The organism is Sphingomonas sp. IC-56 (assembly GCF_021043375.1).
Lineage (GTDB): Bacteria > Pseudomonadota > Alphaproteobacteria > Sphingomonadales > Sphingomonadaceae > Sphingomonas.
Genome location: NZ_JAJNDV010000006.1, coordinates 234,167 through 253,559 on the forward strand (window position 1 = coordinate 234,167; position 19,393 = coordinate 253,559).

Below are 19,393 nucleotides of genomic sequence, written 5' to 3' on the forward strand. Positions count from 1 at the left end.
GATGCGCGCCGCCTCCCCCTCCACGACGTCCGCGCCCGAACCCGGCACCACAGGCGGGCGGCGACCCTGGTTCGTGCTGGCGGCGCTGACCTTCGTCTACATCCTCAACTTCCTGGATCGGCAGTTGATCGGCATCCTTGCCAAGCCGATCCAGGATTCGCTGCAGGTCACCGACGGGCAGTTGGGGCTGATCGGCGGACTCTATTTCGCGATGTTCTATTGCTTCATCGCCATCCCCGTCGGCTGGCTGGCGGACCGGACCAATCGAGTGAACGTGGTCTCGCTCGCCTGCGCGATCTGGAGCGGCGCGACCACGGCCTGTGGCCTCGCGGGGAACTACACCCAGCTGGTCGTCGCGCGGATGGTCGTCGGCTTCGGTGAGGCCGGGGGCGTGCCCCCTTCCTATGCGCTCATCACCGACACCTATCCGCCGGGCAAGCGCGGGGCGGCGATCGGCATCTTCAATCTGGGCCCCGCGATCGGCGCCGCCGCCGGCGTGGCGTTCGGCGCCTCGGTCGCCGAGCGCTTCGGCTGGCGCATGCCGTTCATCGTCGTCGGCCTGATCGGTATCGTCACGGCGCTGTTCGTCTGGCTGTTCATCCGCGAACCCGAACGCGGCGCCACCGATGCCGTCCGCTCGCGCCAGGCATCGGAAAAGGCGCCTTTCTGGCCGACGCTGCGCATGTTCTTCTCGCACCCGATCCTGATGCTCGCGGCGCTGGGCAGCGGCGCGACGCAGTTCGTGACCTATGGCCTGGGCAATTTCGCCGTGCTGTTCCTGATGCGCGAAAAAGGCATGGTGCTGGGCCAAGTCGCGATCTGGTACGCGCTGGTGCTCGTGCTCGGCATGGGCGGCGGCATGGTGATCTCGGGCCGGGTGATCGACCGCATGACCAGGCGATCGCGCGCCGGCTACGCGATCGCTCCTGCGGTGTCGCTCGCCATCGCCATGCCCTTCTACATCGCCTTCGTATGGGCGCCCAGCTGGCCGCTCGCGCTGGTGCTGCTCGCGGTCGTGATGACCTTCAACTATTTCTACCTCTCCGCGTCGGTGGCGCTGGTGCAGGAGGAAGTGAAGCCCAATCAGCGCGTGCTCTCGGGCGCGCTGCTGCTGCTCGTCATGAACTTCATCGGCCTGGGCCTCGGCCCGACCTGGGTCGGTCAGGCGAGCGATTGGTTCAAGGCGCATGGCGATGCCCATGGCCTGCAATCGGCGCTCTACACGCTTACCCCCTTCTACCTCATCGCCATTGCGCTTTTTCTCTGGCTCGCCCGGCTGCTTCGCCGTGACACGCCCAATCCCGTCCAGGTTCTAGCATGAAACAGCTTCACCACGCGGCCTTCGCTGCAGCGCTCTTCGCGGCCGCGCCCGCACTGGCGCAGTCGCCCACCGTGTCCACGCCCGCGGGAGCCGTGCAGGGCAATGCCCAAGGCGACCTGCACGTGTTCAAGGGCATTCCCTACGCCCAGGCACCCATCGGTACGATGCGCTGGAAGGCGCCGGCGGCGCTTCCGGCTTGGACCGGCACGCGCAAGGCAACCGCGTTTGGTCCCGCCTGCGTGCAGCCGCGCCCGCGCAGTTCAGGCATCTACACCAACCCGCCCGAACAGATGAGCGAGGACTGCCTGACGCTCAACGTCTGGGCACCCAAGAACGCCCGCAACCTACCGGTGTTCGTGTGGATCCACGGCGGCGCGCTTGCCTCCGGCTACAGCCATGAGGGCATGTACGACGGCGCACGCATGGCTGCGCGTGGCATGATCGTCGTGTCGATCAACTACCGCCTCGGTATCCTCGGCTACCTTGCCCACCCCGAACTCAGCGCGGAGTCTACGGACAACATCTCGGGCAATTACGGCCTGCTCGACCAGATCGCGGCGCTGCGCTGGGTCAAGGACAACATCGCCGCGTTCGGAGGCGACGCGGCCAACGTCACGGTCGCAGGCGAGTCCGCCGGCGGCCTGAGCACCCTGTACCTGATGGCCAGCCCGCAGGCGCGCGGCCTGTTCCAGCGGGCAATCGCCCAGAGCGCCTACATGATCTCCGCGCCCGAACTGAAGCAGGCCCGCCACGGCACGCCCTCCGCCGAAGCGGCGGGAAGCCAGATCATGACCGCACTCGGCGCGGCCGATCTGTCCACCCTGCGCGCAATGGACGCGGAAAAGCTCACCACCGATGCCGCGGCAAAGGGCTACGGCCCCTGGGGCACGGTCGACGGCAAGATCCTGACGCGGCAACTGGCCGACACCTGGGATCGCGGCGAACAGGCGCCGGTGCCGGTGCTTGCCGGCTTCAACAGCGGCGAGATCCGCTCGCTGCGCATCCTCCTGCCCCCTGCGCCTGCGGACGCCACCGCCTATGAAGCGGCCATCCGCGCCCGCTATGGCGATCTGGCAGATGCCTTCCTGCGCCTCTACCCGGCGAACGCAGTCGGTGAGAGCATGCTCGCCGCGACTCGCGACGCGCTGTACGGCTGGACCTCCACCCGGCTCGCCATCGGCCAGACCGCGATCGGCCAGCGCGGCTATCTCTATTTGTTCGACCATGGCTATCCCGCCGCCGACGACAACGGGCTGCACGCCTTCCACGCGTCCGAAATTCCCTATGTGTTCGGCACAGCCGGCGGCACCCCCGCACTATGGCCCAAGGTTCCGGACACCCCCGCCGAGCGGCGGATGTCCGACGCGATGATGGCGTACTGGTCCTCGTTCGCGAAGACCGGCGCGCCCGTGGCGAGCGGGCAGCCCACATGGCAGCCTTATGGCAAGCAGGGGCACTACATGGCTTTCGCCCAGGCGCCACGGCCCGCCACCGGGCTCTTCCCCGGCATGTTCGCGCTGCACGAGGCGGCGGTCTGCCGCCGCGGCGCCGCCGGTGATCAGCCCTGGAACTGGAACACCGGCGTCCTTTCGCCCGTGCTGAAGAAGGCGGACGGATGCCGATGATCGACGGGAGCATGCAGGACTATCCGCTCACGCTCGACAAGTTCCTCGACCACGCCGCCAAATGGCACCCGCATGCCCAGGTGGTGACTGCCCGCGACGGCGGTGGAGTCGACCGCATCGGCTATGCCGAGTTGCGGTCCCGCGCGCTGGCGGTGTCGTCATTGCTCGCGGGCTTTGGCACGCGACTGGCCGACCGCGTCGCCACGCTGGCCTGGAACAGCCAGGCGCATGTCGAGGCCTGGTACGGCGTCATGGGCATGGGCGCGGTCTGCCACACGCTCAATCCACGCCTGACTGCTCCCCAGCTTGCCGCGATGCTGCGGCAGTCGGAGGCGAAGCTACTGGTCGTCAGCGCAGACCTGTTGCCGCTGGCGTTGCGCATCGCGGACGAAGGCACACCCATCGAGCGCATCCTGGTGATCGACGGCGACGGTATGTCGCCTGGTGAGAACGCGCCGGTGGTGACTGCGCTGGAGCCGCTGATCGGCGGCGCTTCGGGCGGCGTCGCATGGGGAGGGTTCCCCGAAACCGCGGCGTCGGGACTGTGCTTCACCTCAGGCACCACCGGCGCGCCCAAGGGCGTGACCTACACGCACCGGTCCAGCTTCCTCCACACGCTGCGCCTGCTGCAGGTCGACGTGATGGCGATTTCGGGCAGCGACAACGTGCTCGCCGTCGTCCCGATGTTCCACGCCAACGCCTGGGGCCTGCCCTTCGCCGTCCCCGCCGCGGGCGGCAAGCTGGTGCTGCCCGGACGGAACAATGACGGGGCGAGCCTGGCACGCCTCATCGCGTCCGAGCGGGTCACCGTCGGCATCGGCGTACCCACGGTGTGGCTCGGCGTCGTCGAACATCTCGAGGCGACAGGGGGCTCGCTCCCGTCGCTGCAGCGGATCATCGTCGGAGGGGCCCCTCTGCCGCCTGCGCTGATGGACCGTATCGAGCAGCGCCTGGGTGTTACCGTGCAGACGAGTTGGGGCATGACCGAGCTCTCGCCCTCCGGCACCGTCGCGATACCAGGCGATCCGGATCGGTCGGCCGCGTTCTCGGGCAAGCCCGCCATCGGCGTCGACCTGCGCCTCACTGATGCCGATGGCCGCACTCTCGCCGATCAGCGAGGCGCCGAGGGGCATCTGCACGTACGCGGCGCCGCAGTGGTCGAACGCTATTTCGGACACGCTGAGAATGCGACGGACGCGGAAGGCTGGTTCGCCACTGGCGACCTTGCCCGCATCGAACCGGACGGCAATCTGGTCATCACCGGGCGAGCCAAGGACCTGATCAAGTCGGGCGGCGAGTGGATCAATCCGGCGGAGATCGAGGCGGTGGTCGGCGCCCTTCCCCAGGTGTCGCTCGCCGCCGTGATCGGACGGCCCGATCCCAAATGGGGAGAACGCCCGCTCCTGCTGGTCGAGGTACGTGCCGAGCAGGACGTCAGCGACGAGACGCTGCTCGCCTCCCTGCGCGGTCGCGTGGCGCCGTGGTGGATCCCCGATGCAGTGGTCCGCCTGCCCAGCATGCCGCTCGCGCCCACCGGCAAGATCGACAAGGTGCGCCTGCGCTCCGAATACGCGCACGCCTGAGCCCGCCGCCCTGCTTGACGCCTGCATGGCGAAGACCGAAGACATTCGCGTGCAAGAGAATGTCAAACCAGCGCGGCGGTCGAAAAAGGCCGAACAGCGCGCCGAAACCATGGAGCTGATCCTCGACTCCGCCGAGTATCTCTTCTCCAAGCACGGGCTCTACGGCGTCACGCTGAAGGACGTCGCCAAGCGCGTCGGCGTCCACCACACGCTGCTGAACTATTATTTCGAGGACAAGAACAAGCTGTTCCAGGCGGTGTTCGCCCGCCGCGCAGTGGTCACCAGCGAACGGCGGATGCAGGCGCTCGACGACTATGAGGCGATCTGCGGCGACACGCCCACCGTGGAGGGCGCGCTGCGCGCCTTTCTCGATACCGATCTCGATCTGTATATCGAGGGCGGGGAAGCCTGGAAGAATTACGCCGCGCTCGGCGCCCAAGTGGCGAATACCCCCGAATGGGGCGCCGAGCTGATGGACGCGCATTTCGACCCTGTCGTCCTGCGTCTGATCGCGCTGCTCAAAAAGGCGCTGCCCGACTGCGCGGAAGAGGACATCTTCTGGGGCTATCACTTCGTGACCGGCGCGCTGATGCTCACGCTCGCGCGTACCGGGCGCATCGACCAGCTATCGCACGGGCTCTGCAGATCCGACGATTTCGTGGCGGTCAAGGAGCGGATGGCCTCGTTCATGGCCGCCGGTTTCCTCAACATCTGTAAGCCTGCCACATAACATTCACTCTCTTGTTAGTGAACTGATGTTCCGATAAGCTTTCTGAAAAGCAGGAGAGGAACCGTTGATGGAACTGGCAGGTCGAGTCGCCATCGTGACAGGCGCAGGCGGAGGTCTGGGCCGCGCCCACGCGCTTTACCTCGCCAGCAAGGGCGCGAAGCTGGTCGTCAACGATGTATCCGAAGAGAGTTCCGCTCGGGTCGCAACCGAGATCGAGGCGGCAGGCGGGCAAGCAATGCCCGCGGCCGCCTCGGTAACCAACGAAAGCGACGTCGACAAGATAGTGGCCAGCGCTCTCGCGCGGTGGGGCAGCATCGACATCCTCGTGAACAACGCCGGCATCCTGCGTGACAAGAGCTTCGCCAAGATGACCATGGACGACTTCCGCCTCGTCGTGGACGTCCACCTGATGGGCGCAGCGATCTGTTCCAAGGCCGTGTGGGAAACCATGCGCACCCAGAAATATGGCCGCATCGTCATGACCACCTCGTCATCGGGGCTCTACGGCAATTTCGGCCAAGCCAATTACGGCGCGGCCAAGATGGCGCTGGTCGGGCTGATGCAGACACTCGCAATCGAAGGCGAGAAATACGGCATCCGCGTCAACGCCCTCGCCCCCACTGCCGCGACTCAGATGACCCACGGCGTCCTGTCCGACGATAGCCTGAAGCTGCTCGACCCGGCGCTGGTTAGCCCCGCCTTGCTCGCCCTTGTCGGCAAGCAAGCCCCCACTCGCGCCATCCTCTGCGCCGGCGCCGGTCACTTCGCGCGCGCGAATGTGACTTTGACGGAGGGCCTATATGTCGGCGCCGGCCCTGATGCTGGCGACCAGTTGGTGGAACAATGGCCGCAAGTCAGCGACCGAGCCAACGAAATGGTGCCTGCTTATGGCTTCTTCCAAGCGGATAGAGAGTTGGCCAGCGCAGCGGCGATCGCGGCGCAAGGCTTTCCGGTCACCTCCTAGGTCACCAGCAGCGCTCCGTTCACGAGCGGGAACATAGCGAAGTAGAATGGCGAGCAGATAAGTAACATGCTTGAGGCGTCAGCGGCACTCAAGCCGGCGTATTGCCGAGCGTCGATGGCGCCTAGGTTGCTAAGGGTGTTCTACATCTTCGTCCGAGCAAGCGGCATCTGCTGAATAACGGTTGCCCTGCGCAAATATTGGCTCCGGACGTCCTTGACGGCGTTACGGCAGATCGGCCTGGAGCCATCACCGCGGGAGTACCGCCCTCCCCACCACGGTGAGACCCGTCTCGACGCCGGACGGAGCAGAGAGACCGAGCCGAGTGATCGGCTGGCCGCCGCCGATCCACAACTTCACCGTTCCTGGCATCAGCCGTCGCACGCCTTGAGCATCCACTAGGCTGAGTGACCGCGCATCAAGAGCGAAGCTCACCTGCTGCTTTTGCCCCTTCTTCAGGTGCACACGCTGGAAACGGGCCAGTGTACGGACCGGCGCGGCACCCACTCCCGGGTGCGCGACGTAGAGCTGCACGACTTCGTCGCCATCCCTGTCGCCGACATTGCTTACCGTGACTGACACCTGGACCTTGCCGTCAGCCCCCACCCGCGTCGTCGACAGTTTCGGCATATCATAGCGAAAGCGTGTATAGCTCAGGCCATGGCCGAACGGGTACAGCGCCTCGCCCGTGAAATAGCGATAGGTCCGTCCTTTCATGCTGTAATCGCTGAACGCAGGCAGTTGCTCGGCGGACTTGTAGAAGGTCACCGGCAAACGCCCCGCCGGACTGAAATCGCCGGCAAGCAAGCCTGCCACGGCGTGCCCGCCCTCGCCGCCCGGATACCAGGCCTCCACGATCGCCGGAACGTTCTTGTCGGCCCAATTCACGGCAAGCGCACTGCCGTTCATCAGGACCAGCACCATGGGCTTGCCCGTCGCGCGAAGCCGTTCAAGCAGCGTTTGCTGCGGCGCCGGCAGGTCCAGGCTGGTGCGGTCGCCACCGGCGAAGCCCGGGGCCTGAACTTTCATCTCTTCGCCCTCGATCCGCGCCGAGAGCCCGCCGACGAACACCACCAGGTCTGCCGCCTGCGCGGCCTCGACCGCCTGATCGCCGGCCGGAGTCGGCAAACTCCAGATCAGCTGCTGGCTGCTGCGTGCGCCACGCTGGAAGCCCTCTACGCGGATCGGATAGCGGCGCCCCTGTTCGAGCACGATCTTGCCCGACAGGATCGAAGGCGCGTCGCCGACGCCCCATTCATCGACCACCAGCGTGTCGCCGATAAACACACGGTAGCCATTCTCGCTTGCAAAGCGAAAATTGTACTCGCCGCTCTGCGGCGCGACCAGCGTGCCGGTCCAGCGCGCCGATGTCTCGCGGTCGCCGCGCCATTCGAGCCGCGCATTCGCAGAGACCTCAGTTTTGGTCGGCGGCCCTTCGAGATTGGTCCCGTTGAAATATTCAACCTTCAGCCCCTTGGTCGCGCACGCCGCATCGACGCACAACACATCGTCCGGCACGGGAACCTCGGCCGGGCCGATAAGGCCGGTGCCTTGCGCATAGACGATCTTTGCCTGGGGGTAGCGCGCGCGAAGGCCGTCGAGCACAGTCACGGGCTTGGATGGCGTCCCATAGTAATTGCCGACGAGTGCATCGACGCTATCGGCATTCGGGCCGATGACCGCGATCGTCCGGGGGTTGCCCTTGATCGGTAGCAACCCGCCCTCGTTCTTGAGCAGCACCATCGAAGCCTCGGCCATCTTTCGCGACAAGGCGTGATGTTCGGGCGTATCGTAATCCTTGGCCTTGATCTCCGCGAACGGTAGTTTCGGATCGAACAGCCCGAGTTGAACACGCGCGGTGAACAAACGCTCGGCGGCGCGGTCTACCACCGCTTGCGGCAGCAGCCCGGTCTTGACCGCCGTGACGATGCTGTCGGCATCGGTCGTCATGTTGTTTCGATAATCGCCGCAGATCAGGTCCATCCCGGCCTTGATGCCGACTGCAACGCCTTCGGGCGCCTTCTTGGTATAGTGCAGGGCGTCGGCGCGGTAGATGTTGGCGGCCGCGCCGCAATCGGACACGACATAGCCAGCAAAGCCCCAACTTTTCCGGAGGATATCCTCCATCAGCATCGTGCTCGCACAGCCCGGCACGCCATAGACGGCGTTGTATACGCACATCACCGACTTCACCTTGCCTTCAGTCACCGTCGCGCGGAAGGCAGGGAGGTAGGTGTCCTCCAGGTCATAGGCGCTGGGATAAACGTCTTCGCGATGGCGGTTGCTCTCCGGACCACTATGCACGGCAAAGTGCTTCGACGTCGCTATGACCTTCGGAAAACGAGGGTCGGTGCCCTGCAGGCCTGTGATATAGGCGACGCCAAGTTGCCCGCTGAGATACGGATCCTCGCCATAAGTTTCCTGGCCACGGCCCCAACGGGGATCGCGAAAAATGTTGATGTTAGGAGACCAGACCGTGAGCCCGCGGTAGAAATCGCTGCCACCGTTGGGCAGCCGGCGTTCCAGGAATTTGGCGCGGAACTCGGTCGCCACCGTGTCACCGACCTTCTGGAGCAGCGCGGTGTCCCACGCCGCAGCCATGCCGATCGCCTGCGGAAAGACAGTAGCGATGCCGGCACGGGCAACACCGTGCAGCCCCTCGTTCCACCAATTATACTCTGGAATACCAAGACGCGGAATGGCCGGCGCGGTGTGGCCGAGTTGGGCCGCCTTTTCCTCCAACGTCATGCGCGACACGATATCGCGCGCACGCTCCTGCGGTGCGACGGCGGGATCGCCGAGCCTCCCCCGGTTGGTTTGGGCGGTCGCCAGCGGGGCCAGCGCGCTCGACGCCAGCAGAGCCAACGCCATCTTTAATCCGTTGCTCATCTTTCTCACCCTCACCCGGACGTTTTCACAAGGCGTAGCGAACATCTGATTACGCCGCCAGACCTGACCACTCTTACTAAGTCGGGGCTTCGTCGAGGCGCCCGCCCTGGCGGTGCACGGCGCAGCGCAATTCTCTGCACGGAGGGACTCTGCCCCGTCCCCTGGACCCCGACTGCAGCCTAGCACTAGAGGAGCCCTCAGGTTCAGAATGAAACTGGGCGCGCCCGATGTGAGATCACGGGAGGTGGCGGGTTCTCATCTCTATACCCGGTACTTGCCCATTGGAGAGCCACGAGGAGGCTGGCTGCGATCCGCAGAAATGCGTTCGGGAAAACAGCGGGTTAGAATCCTTCACCTTGCGCTGATCGTCCCTAGCCCCAATAGCCAGCTGATGAAGTCCAATCCTGCACCTGCCGGCATGCATCCGCGTGAGTTCGTTGCCTTCATTGCGGCGCTGATGGGCGTCAACGCCCTGGGTGTTGACCTGATGCTCCCGGCACTGGCGGATATCGGCCGAGACCTCCTCGTCAGCGAAGCCAACCATCGGCAGTGGGTAGTGACCGTCTACATGCTGGGATTCGGTGCCGGGCAGCTGGTATACGGCCCGCTGGCAGACCGCTTCGGCCGGAAGCCGATACTTATCACCACGCTAGTCGGCTTCGTTGCGGCCAGCATCTTCGCTGCGAGTTCTGCTACCTTTGCTGCGCTCCTTGGTGCTCGCTTGCTACAAGGGCTGATGTCGGCTTCCACGCGCGTCCTGGCGGTCGCAATTGTGCGCGATGGCGCGTCAGGCCGGGCGATGGCGCGCACCATGTCCGTCGCCCAGATGATCTTCTTCATCGTGCCCATCCTCGCCCCCACGCTCGGACAGGGCTTGCTCGAGGTCGGGCCATGGCGCTTCATCTTCTATGCCCTAGGCATGTTCGCAGCTTTTGTACTGGCCTGGACCCTGGTGCGCTTGCCTGAGACCCTGCCCTCGGCCCGGCGCGTCGCGATTTCCGTTTCGACGCTGAAGCAGAGCTATCGCCTGACGCTCACTAACCGCTTCTCGATCGGCTACTCGGTGGCGGCGTCGCTCACGTTCGGCGGCATCATCGCCTTCGTGTCCTCGTCTCAGCAAATTTTCGTCGATGAGTTCGGTGCCGGTGATCGTTTCACCTTGCTTTTCGCAGCGTGCGCGGGCGCGATGGGCGTCGCCTCCTTCGCCAACAGCAGGCTGGTTGAACGGCTCGGGACCAGGCTGATCTCGCAGTCTGCCGTCCTGGCTCTCATCGCATTATCGATGGCGCACTTGGTTGTCGTGCTGACGAGTACCGAAACGCTGACGAGCTACCTAATATTCCAGGCGCTCAGCATGACTTGTATTGGCCTGTGTGGTGCTAATTTCGGAGCCATGGCAATGGAACCGGTAGGTCATATCGCAGGCACCGCATCTTCCGTGCAGGGTTTCATCACCAGCATAGGCGCAGTGGCCGTCGCCTCCGTAATCGGTCAATCTTACTCTGGCACCACGCTTCCGCTCGCTATCGGCTATCTATCGATAGGTCTGGCCGTTCTGCTGCTCATCTTCATCATAGAAGGGGGCAAGCTGTTCCAGGCGCGGATGAACCAGGTTGATTCTGCCGAACCTTGTAGGCTGAAGCTTAGGAATGGCGTTGAAGCCGGAGCAGGTTCTTCGGGGGCATAGCCGCGGTTTGTTCAGCCAGCCTGTGGAACTCCAAAGGCCCAAATGCTGACACGCTTGGCGGGCTAAGCGCTTCCAATCGCCGCCGTTAGTTCAGCTGTGGCTTGCCGCCGAAAGCAGGCCGATCACGCACAGGCTGCTTTTTGGTTTTCATCACCGATGGTTCGCTACTGCCACCACGCTGGCAACAGCCCCTGTCTACGCGGGCCTAAGCGGCCACTCGGGCCTCGGAGACCACATCATGCTGACCTTGTTCCACGCGCCCCGCTCCCGCTCTACCCGCATCCTCTGGCTGCTCGAGGAGCTGGGCGCGACTTTCGACCTGCGCTACGTCAGCATCCGCTACATGGACGGCAGCGGCGACGGACCCGATCCGATCAACCCACACCCCGACAAGAAGGTGCCGGCGCTGCTACACGACGGCGCGCTCGTAACGGAGAGCGCGGCGGTGGCGATCTATCTCGCTGATCTCCTGCCTGACGCTGGACTGGCGCCGCGCATCGGCGATCGCGATCGTGGCGCGTATCTCACCTGGATCAGCTGGATCGAGGGCGAGTTCGGGCCCGCGATCTTCCAGCGTCTGGCCGCCGGCGCTGATGCGCCCACGCCGGCCGCGCTTGGGTCTGCACTGCAGCGCCTCAATCACGCCTCGGAGAAAGGTCCTTACCTGCTCGGCGACCGCTTCAGTGCCGCGGACGTAATGCTGGGCGGTACGCTGGGCTGGGCGCGCGACGTTCTTCCAACCGATGGGCCACTCCCCGCCTACCTCACGGGCCTCGCCGCAAGGCCGACATTCGGCCGCGCCATGAAGCGCGATGCGGCAACGGTGAAGCCGGACGCATGACCCGGCGCGACCACTGGCTAGCTGCAAGAGGCCCCGTCGCAGCCAGCGCGTTGCTGGCGATTGGTCAATCGGCGGCACTCGCGCCGCTGGTCGTCACCCTGTAGGCTTCCTTGATGCGCCGCGCCGACCGCCTGTTCGAGATCGTCCAGTTCCTCCGCCGCGCCTCCGGGCCGCTCACCGCAGACGAAATCGCGGCGGAGCTGGAGACGAGCCGGCGTTCGGTATACCGCGACATCGCGGCCCTGATCGCCCAGCGCGTGCCGATCCGGGGCGAGGCCGGGATCGGCTACATTCTCGAGCGGGGCTTCGACATGCCGCCGCTGATGCTGACCTCCGACGAGGTCGAGGCGGTCGTGCTCGGCGCGCAATGGGTGCTAGCCCACGCCGACCAAGGGCTTGCCCGCGCCGCCGCCGACGTGCTCGCCAAAGTCGCCGCGATCGTTCCGGAACGGTTGCGCGCCGCCATCGAAGACCCGGCGGTGATCACGCCGCCCAGGTGGAGCGAGCGGCTCGACGCCGGAGTGGACGTCGCACGCCTGCGCGCCTGGTGCTTGCAGGGGCGTAAGTTGCACATCGGATACGTCGACGAGAGCGGACGCGAAACGGAGCGTACCGTGTGGCCATTTCTGGTCGGCTATATGGATCGGGTTCGAATGCTCATCGCCTGGTGCGAGTTGCGCGGCGACTTCAGGATGTTTCGGACGGACAGGCTTTCGACGATCGAGTTTCGGGACGAACGCTATCCGGAACACCGCGCCACGCTCAGGCGGCGCTGGCTGGCAATGATGCAGGAGCGGCGCGATGCGGAAGCAACTCAAAACCGCCGAGACTGAGCAACCCCTCTGTCTAGCGTTTCAGCTGGTCGCCTGCGGCAGGAGATGGGACGATAGCAGACTTACCGCTTCCGAGCTGCCTGACAGCGATAGCTGTCGCTGCGAACTCCGCGTCATTGAGCGTTGACCGGTGGGAAAATACAAGCGGGTAAGGAAAGCCGAAGCAAATCGAGCGATTATCAAGGCTGGCGCGGTGTGATTTCGACCGCGTTTGGGTTAGCGATGAGGTCGCGGATTGTGGCGGTGTCGCCCTGGTTCACGACTCCGTAGATGGGGACCGATGCGACGCGCGGGTCGGTCAGGATGATCCGATCTCTGGCATAGCGGTTTACCTCCGCGATGACCTCGCTCAACGGCTCGCCCCGGAAGACCAGCCTTCCCTGGGTCCAGGCCGTCGCGCTGTCGGGATCGACATCGGCGGCCTGCCGGATGAAGCCGGTTTCTCCACCCGCGCCCTTCATGGTGCCAAAGGAAAGCCGTTCTCCCTTGCGTGCCAGCTTCTCAATGGGCTCCCCGGCGCCGCGGCGTCCCGGCTCTGAAAGAGCAACCCGGATGACGCCATCCACGACACTCACTTCAGCTTCGTGCCTGCCGACACTCACATCGAACATGGTGCCGATCGCTGCCACTTCGCCGTGCCGCGTCTCGACTATGAAGGGCCGGTTCTTGTCATGCGCTACCTTGAACAGCGCCTCGCCAGAGACCAGCCGGAGCCGACGCTCCTTGGCCGCATAGGCGACTTCGACGCGGCTGTCGGCAGCGAGTGTTACGACAGAGCCGTCGTTGAAGGCGATGCGGCGGCGCTCAGCATGGCCGGTCGAGACGCTCTGCACCGTCTCACGAACAGGCTGTGGGTGAATCAGCCACAGGCCGCCGCCGAACACCAGCAGTGCCGCAGCGGCCGCCGCGGCGGCACGTGCGTGCCATGCCGGACGCTGGCGAACCGGCGCCGAGCCAGGTCTCTCCAGTTCACCGAGCCAATTCCAAAAGGCAGCGGCTTCCTCTCTGTCGGCCGGATGGAGACTGGCGTCGCGCCCCTCCAGAAACGCCTCGAACACGGCGGGTGCGCGCTTGCCCAGATGCGGCTCGTTCATGCTCCGCGCTCCATCAGGTGCGCGAGCCGTTCGTAGAGATGCGCCACAGCATGGTTTAGATGCTTCTGTACCATTCGCGCCGAAATGCCGAGTTCGCGCGCGATCTCGCCGGTGCCCCGCTCGTCGAAGCGACGCATGATGAAAACTTCGCGACAGCGGGGCGACAGTTCATCGAGCGCTGCCTGCAATGCAGCCTGAACGTCGGCCACTCGCCGCTGATCTTCCTGGACCGCACGCACCTGTGGCTGGACTTCGGCCTCGAGCGGCACCACCGGCAGCATTCGGCGATGCCGGTCTGCAATAAGGTTGGACGCTATACGGAAGAGATAGGCCTGAGGCTCGTCAACCGTACGCTCCCGCGCGCTGGCGAGCAGCCGCGCACAAGCCTCCTGGATCAGGTCGTCGACCTCGCAAGGATCGCTGACCCTGCGTGCGACGAACGCGCGCAGCGCCGCGCGATAGGCGTCGAACGCGCCCTCATCGCCCCCCCAGGTGGGCTGCAATTCTGGTAGGCCGGCGGCCAAGCCCGCTTCTCCGCTATGGTTGCACTTGCGCGCCTTTCCTTCCCATGACGCGAGGCGACGGCAAAAGCGAACCCTTGCCGCCGCTTCATGTGACAAAAAAATTTCACTCCTGTTGGTTCGCGTGGCGCGCTGCGGCGCGTCATACCTGTGAATGCCGCCACAGGCATCGATCATGGGGGGTCGACCAAAAATGAGAACACGCCACATTCTTCTGGCAACCGTTGCCGCGTTTGCCGCAGTTCCCGCCAGTGCAGAGGCCAACGAGACGGTACGCCACGAGATCCATCTGTCGAGCAGCCGCCTTGATGCCGCGCTGATGCAGGTTGCACAGCAGACGGGAGTCCAGCTGGTTTTCACCGATCCCGCGATCGCTCGCGTGTCGGCTCCCCGGCTTGAGGGACGGTACAGCATCGCCGACGCGCTCGACCTGCTCCTCGTCAACAGCCGTTACACCTATCGTTTCACTGGCCCGAACAGCGTTCGCGTGGTGCCGCGCCGAGACGCACCGCCAGTGGCTCGGCGGACCTCCCTCTACCAGGTGGTACCGGCGCCGGCGCCGGCGCCCGCGAGCGAGCAGGCGGCAGAGACTGCCCAGGTCGAACAGGCTGTGAATGGCGATGAGGGCGCCCCCGCCGAGATCGTCGTCGTCGGCTCGCAGATCCGCGGCAGCAAGGCGACTGCCGCACTGCCGGTGACTGTGATCGACGAAGCGCAGATCGGCGCGACCGGCGCGACTTCGGGTGACGAGCTGTTCCGCTCGATCCCGCAGATCGGCGACGTGAGCTTCAACAGCTCCTACCTACCCAACAGCTCCAATTCGGCGCGCGGCGATGTCGGTTCGATCAACCTGCGCAACCTGGGCGTCGGCAACACGCTGGTGCTCCTGAACGGCCGGCGGGTCGTCAATCACCCGACCAGCCGCGCCGATGACAATCTCGTGCCGGTGCTGACGGTCAACACCAACGCCATTCCCGTTTTCGGCCTCGAGCGGCTGGAAGTGCTGCGTGACGGTGCTGCGGCGATCTACGGCTCCGACGCGGTCGCAGGCGTGGTGAACACCGTCCTCAAGACGGATTACAGCGGCGTCGAAGTGGAAGGCCAGGTCGGCTGGGCGGACGGCTCGCACTTGTTCGAGACCAACACCCACCTGCTCGTCGGCCACAACCTGGGGAGCCGCGGCAACGTCACGCTCTTCGCAAGCTACGACAAGCGCGAGGGCGTGCTCGCCAGCGACTTCGATTATACCCGCACCAACGACCTGAGGTCGCTGTTTGCCGACACGCGCTTTGCAGGCTCGACCTCGCTTGACGGACGATCGACGGCGACGCCCTGGGGATCCTTCCAGACCCTGAACAACGTCGTCGTGCGCCAGGGAACTACGGGTCTCACCAATGCGTCAGGCCAGTTCCACATCCAGCCCACCAGCCTCGCGGGGTGCCCTGCGGGACGCGCCGGGATCATCGGGGGCACCAACTGCATCGCCACGGGCACCAGCTCGGCAGCGGGCGTCCGGGAGCTGCGCTTCGACGCGCCGCTCGCGTTCAACACCAACGTGACGCCGAACATCCGTCGCATCAATCTGTTCATGAACGGCAACTACGAGATCGCCGACGGGATCGAGCTGTTCGGCGAGGCGGGCTATTATAATGGCCAGAGCGACAGCTGGCAGAGTTCGACCGGCACCCTGACCTCCGGGCCGCTGACGATTGCCGCCAACGCCTATTACAATCCATTCGGCCCAGTGGGCAGCCCGAACCGGCTCGCCAACATCAATGCGCCGGCGGCTGGACAGGCGCTCGTGCTTTCGAGCTACAATTTCGCCGATGCCGGCCCCAACCATGTCGATGTGCTGAACACCCAGTATCGCCTGCTCGGCGGCGTCCGCTTCAGCGCCCTGGGCTTTGATTGGGAAAGCGCCGGCCTCTATTCGGAAGCAAGGGTGCGCGACACGTCCGACGGCATCAGCCAGACGCTGCTCCAGCGTCAGATCAACCTGACGACCCCTGACGCCTACAACCCCTTCAACGGTAGCGGCCTCACTCCTTTGAGCGGGCGTGACAGCACGCCGAACAGCGCTGCGGCGATCGCGGCGATCCGGATCAAGACGACCCGCGTCAGCGAGTCCACGTTGGCTATGTGGGACTTCAAGGGATCGACGACCAACCTGATCAGCCTGCCCGGCGGCAATGTAGGCATGGCCATCGGAGGTGAGCTACGTCGTGAGACGCAGCTCGACGATCGCGATCCCCGTCTGGATGGCACGATCCAGTTCACGGATTCGATCACGGGGGCAATCAACGGGTCTGACCTGGTCGGAACCAGCCCGTCGCCGGACACCAGCGGCCGGCGCACGGTGGCCGCAGCCTATGTCGAGCTCGCGGTGCCGGTAATCTCGCCTGAGATGAACATTCCGCTGGTCCGCAATATCGAGCTCCAGCTTGCCGGACGCTTCGAGCATTATTCGGACGTTGGCTCCGTCGCGAAGCCAAAGATCGCGGGCGCCTGGGACGTGGTGCGGGGCATCCGCCTGCGCGGCTCTTATGCCGAGGGCTTCAAGGCGCCGAACCTCGAGCAGATCAATGCCACGATGGTCACCCGCTCGAACACTCGCACCGACTATATCCGCTGCGAGGCCGAACTACGCACGCGCGCCATCTCCAACTTTGCCAACTGCTCGCAGGGGTTCGCCACCACCGCGCGGCGATCGGGTAATCCCGACCTGAAGCCGGAGGAGTCCAAGACCTGGACGGCGGGCATCGTGCTCGAACCGCACTTCCTCGATTCATCTGTCGGCCGGATCACCTTCACCGCCGACTATTGGCATGTCGCGCAAAAGGGCATCGTCGGCCTGTTCGGAGAGGCCAATGCGCTGATTAACGACTATCTGCTGCGCGTGCAGGGATCCAGCGACCCCAATGTGGTCCGCGCTGCACCCACGGCGGAAGACGTGGCATTGTTCGCCGGCACGAACCTGACGCCGGTTGGCCGAGTGCTCTACGTCAACGACCAGTACGTCAATCTGCTGCCACAGGAAGCGGCAGGCGTGGATCTCAGTGCCAATTGGCGCTTGCCCGACTTTGGTGCGGGCCGGATCACCTTGAACGCCAATGCGGCGTATCTGGACAAATTCTTCCTTGAGCCCTCGCCCCCGGTCCAGACCCTGATCGACGCGCGCGCTGCGGGCACGATCAACGCCGGCACCAACATCGTCGAAGCCGGCGATCTGGTCCGCAGGAACGGAAAGTCCCGGTGGAAGGTGACCGGCTCACTCACCTGGGAGAAGGGGCCGTTCCAACTCGGCGCCTTCACGCAGTATACGGGGGATGTCGAGGACACGGGGCTACTCGATTCCGCCGGCACCGCCTGGGTGATCGAAGACCAGATGACCTACAACCTTTATGGTCAGATCACCGTCGGCCCGCGCGACAGCGTGAACCGCTATCGCCTGCGCATCGGTGTCCGCAACCTTACCAATGAGGCGCCGCCGCTCAGCTCCAGCGGTTTCCTCGGCTCCCTCTACAACCCGTATGGCCGCTACTGGTACGCCAACATGCGGGCGAGCTTCTGATGCGGATCGCCCTCTCGCTAGCGCTCGCGTCCCTCGTGGCGCCGGCGACCGCAACTGCGCAGGAAGCCTCTGAGGCACCAGCCCAGCGCGTCACGGGCGGTGACATCGTCTCCTATGACCAAATCCATAAGCCCGTGATCGGACGCGGGGGCATGGTGGTCAGCCAGAACCGGATCGCCGCGGAAGTGGGCGCGGCGATCCTGCGCAAGGGCGGCAACGCGGTCGATGCCGCGGTCGCCACTGCCTTCGCCCTTGCCGTCACGCTGCCACGCGCCGGCAATGTCGGCGGCGGCGGCTATATGCTGATCCACATGGGCGCAAAGGACGGCAAGCCGGCGCAGGACCTGGCCATCGACTATTATGGGCAGGCTTCGCGCAACACGACGCCCGACCTGTTGCTGGGTACGAACGGCAAGTTCGATCCGGCCAAAGGCTATTCGATGAAGGGAGTGGCGATCCCCGGCACCGTCGCCGGCTTGTGGGAGGCGCATAAGCGCTTCGGCTCGCTCCCCTGGGGCACGCTGATCGCGCCCGCCATCGCGATGGCGCGCGAGGGCGTCATCCTTTCCGACGACGAGGCGCAGGCAAATGCCGACCAGAAGAAGGCCATGAGCGACGATCCCGCCGCCCTGGCGGTCTTCTTCAAGCCCGACGGTAGCGCCTACAAGGCCGGCGAGCGCTGGAAGCAGCCCGACCTCGCCGCAACGCTGCGGATGATCGCGGCGAAGGGGCGCGATGGCTTCTACACCGGCTCGATCGCCAAGAAGATCGCCGCAGGAATGAAGGCGGGCGGCGGCGTGATCGACGAAGCCGATCTTGCCGGCTACCAGCCCATAATCTCGGAGCCGATCTGGTCCAGTTACCGCGGGATGCCGATCGCCTATATGCCGCCTACCGCCTCGGGCGTGAGTGTCGCCGAGGCCATGAACATTCTTGAGGGCTTCCCGGTGCGCGAGCAGCGCTGGGGCAGCGTCGCCAATCTCCATCTTCTGTCGGAAACGCTCAAGATCGTCTGGTCGGACCGCAGCCTGGTGGGCGGCGGGCCGGACTGGCGCACCCCGGCCAAGGCTCTGGCCAGCAAGGAATATGCGGCCTCCCGCGCCAAGCTGATCCGTCTCGACGCCTCGCTGGACGCAAAGACGCTCCCCGACGGCAATCCCTACCCCTATGAGAGCAAGGACACGACGCATTTTTCTGTCGTCGATGCTGCGGGCAATGCCGTTTCCAACACCTACACGCTGTCGGCATCCTATGGCGCCCATGTGGTGGCGCCGGGCACGGGGATTCTGCTCAACAACTCGCTTGGCAATCTCGCCTGGGGCCGCAGCGGCGAAGAAGGCAAGGCGACCCGGCCGGTACCGGGCAAGCGGGTGGGATCGACCATCACCCCGATGATCGTGTTCAAGGATCAGAAGCCCTGGCTGGTCACCGGCACCCCGGGTGGCGGCTATATCATCGCGACGATGGTACAGATGCTGTCTAACGTGATTGATCACCGGTTGAACGTGGCGGAAGCCGCCGAACGCCCACGGATGAACCAGGCGGGCGGCGATGGTCCGATCGAGCTCGAAGAAGGCTTCTCGCCCGACATCATCCCCCTGCTGGAGCGCAAGGGGCACAAGGTTCGCCCCTCCAACACCATGGGTTCCGTCCAGTCGGTCATGGTTGAGGGGGACAAGTTCCTCGGCGCGGCCGACACGCGCCGGCCGGATGCCGCAGCCATTGGCGCCAAGTAGG

At 65.1% G+C, this 19,393-nt stretch carries 13 protein-coding genes; 10 read left to right on the forward strand and 3 right to left on the reverse strand.

Annotated features, from left to right (window positions below; all coding sequences use genetic code 11):
• Position 1 precedes the first annotated feature (1 nt).
• The 5 genes from LQ953_RS10495 to LQ953_RS10515 all read left to right on the forward strand — a co-directional run bounded on the left by LQ953_RS10495 (position 2) and on the right by LQ953_RS10515 (position 6,223).
• Positions 2–1,321, forward strand: a complete 1,320-nt coding sequence (locus LQ953_RS10495) for a spinster family MFS transporter (RefSeq protein WP_231030789.1) — start codon at positions 2–4, stop codon at positions 1,319–1,321.
• A complete protein-coding gene (locus tag LQ953_RS10500) occupies positions 1,318–2,946 on the forward strand; it encodes a carboxylesterase/lipase family protein (protein ID WP_231030791.1) in 1,629 nt (542 codons plus the stop codon). The genes LQ953_RS10495 and LQ953_RS10500 overlap by 4 nt, the downstream gene beginning before the upstream one ends.
• Positions 2,937–4,529: an AMP-binding protein gene (locus tag LQ953_RS10505; RefSeq protein WP_330999409.1), complete on the forward strand. Its 1,593-nt coding sequence runs from the start codon at positions 2,937–2,939 to the stop codon at positions 4,527–4,529. Before LQ953_RS10500 ends, LQ953_RS10505 begins: the two co-directional genes overlap by 10 nt.
• A 25-nt stretch (positions 4,530–4,554) precedes the next feature.
• The gene (locus LQ953_RS10510; protein WP_231030793.1) at positions 4,555–5,259 is read left to right on the forward strand and encodes a TetR/AcrR family transcriptional regulator; all 705 of its coding nucleotides are present in this window, start codon (positions 4,555–4,557) and stop codon (positions 5,257–5,259) included.
• A gap of 67 nt (positions 5,260–5,326) precedes the next feature.
• Positions 5,327–6,223 carry an SDR family NAD(P)-dependent oxidoreductase gene (locus LQ953_RS10515; protein ID WP_231030795.1) on the forward strand — a complete coding sequence of 299 codons (897 nt, stop codon included), beginning with the start codon at positions 5,327–5,329 and terminating at the stop codon, positions 6,221–6,223.
• 246 nt (positions 6,224–6,469) lie between these two features.
• Here the strand turns inward: LQ953_RS10515 and LQ953_RS10520 are convergent, their stop codons facing one another.
• Positions 6,470–9,091 carry a glycoside hydrolase family 3 protein gene (locus tag LQ953_RS10520; RefSeq protein ID WP_231030796.1) on the reverse strand — a complete coding sequence of 874 codons (2,622 nt, stop codon included), beginning with the start codon at positions 9,089–9,091 and terminating at the stop codon, positions 6,470–6,472.
• 436 nt (positions 9,092–9,527) lie between these two features.
• Between LQ953_RS10520 and LQ953_RS10525 the strand changes: the two genes are divergently transcribed.
• The 3 genes from LQ953_RS10525 (at position 9,528) to LQ953_RS10535 (ending at position 12,470) form a co-directional block, all read left to right on the forward strand.
• Positions 9,528–10,796 carry a multidrug effflux MFS transporter gene (locus LQ953_RS10525; RefSeq protein WP_443026571.1) on the forward strand — a complete coding sequence of 423 codons (1,269 nt, stop codon included), beginning with the start codon at positions 9,528–9,530 and terminating at the stop codon, positions 10,794–10,796.
• Positions 10,797–11,034: 238 nt separating this feature from the next.
• Complete coding sequence (locus LQ953_RS10530; protein WP_231030800.1) at positions 11,035–11,637, forward strand: glutathione S-transferase family protein; 603 nt, start codon at positions 11,035–11,037, stop codon at positions 11,635–11,637.
• A 113-nt stretch (positions 11,638–11,750) separates the two neighbouring features.
• The gene (locus LQ953_RS10535; protein ID WP_231030802.1) at positions 11,751–12,470 is read left to right on the forward strand and encodes a helix-turn-helix transcriptional regulator; all 720 of its coding nucleotides are present in this window, start codon (positions 11,751–11,753) and stop codon (positions 12,468–12,470) included.
• 179 nt (positions 12,471–12,649) lie between these two features.
• Here LQ953_RS10535 and LQ953_RS10540 read toward each other — a convergent pair whose 3' ends face one another.
• Positions 12,650–13,564: a FecR family protein gene (locus tag LQ953_RS10540; RefSeq protein ID WP_231030804.1), complete on the reverse strand. Its 915-nt coding sequence runs from the start codon at positions 13,562–13,564 to the stop codon at positions 12,650–12,652.
• Entirely contained in the window at positions 13,561–14,262 is a 702-nt protein-coding gene (locus tag LQ953_RS10545; RefSeq protein ID WP_231030806.1) for an RNA polymerase sigma factor, read from the reverse strand. The genes LQ953_RS10540 and LQ953_RS10545 overlap by 4 nt, the downstream gene beginning before the upstream one ends.
• A gap of 16 nt (positions 14,263–14,278) precedes the next feature.
• Between LQ953_RS10545 and LQ953_RS10550 the strand changes: the two genes are divergently transcribed.
• Together LQ953_RS10550 and ggt are read left to right on the forward strand one after the other, a co-directional pair.
• The gene (locus tag LQ953_RS10550) at positions 14,279–17,656 is read left to right on the forward strand and encodes a TonB-dependent receptor (protein WP_231030808.1); all 3,378 of its coding nucleotides are present in this window, start codon (positions 14,279–14,281) and stop codon (positions 17,654–17,656) included.
• Positions 17,656–19,392 carry a gamma-glutamyltransferase gene (gene ggt, locus LQ953_RS10555; protein WP_231030810.1) on the forward strand — a complete coding sequence of 579 codons (1,737 nt, stop codon included), beginning with the start codon at positions 17,656–17,658 and terminating at the stop codon, positions 19,390–19,392. The genes LQ953_RS10550 and ggt overlap by 1 nt, the downstream gene beginning before the upstream one ends.
• Position 19,393 lies beyond the last annotated feature (1 nt).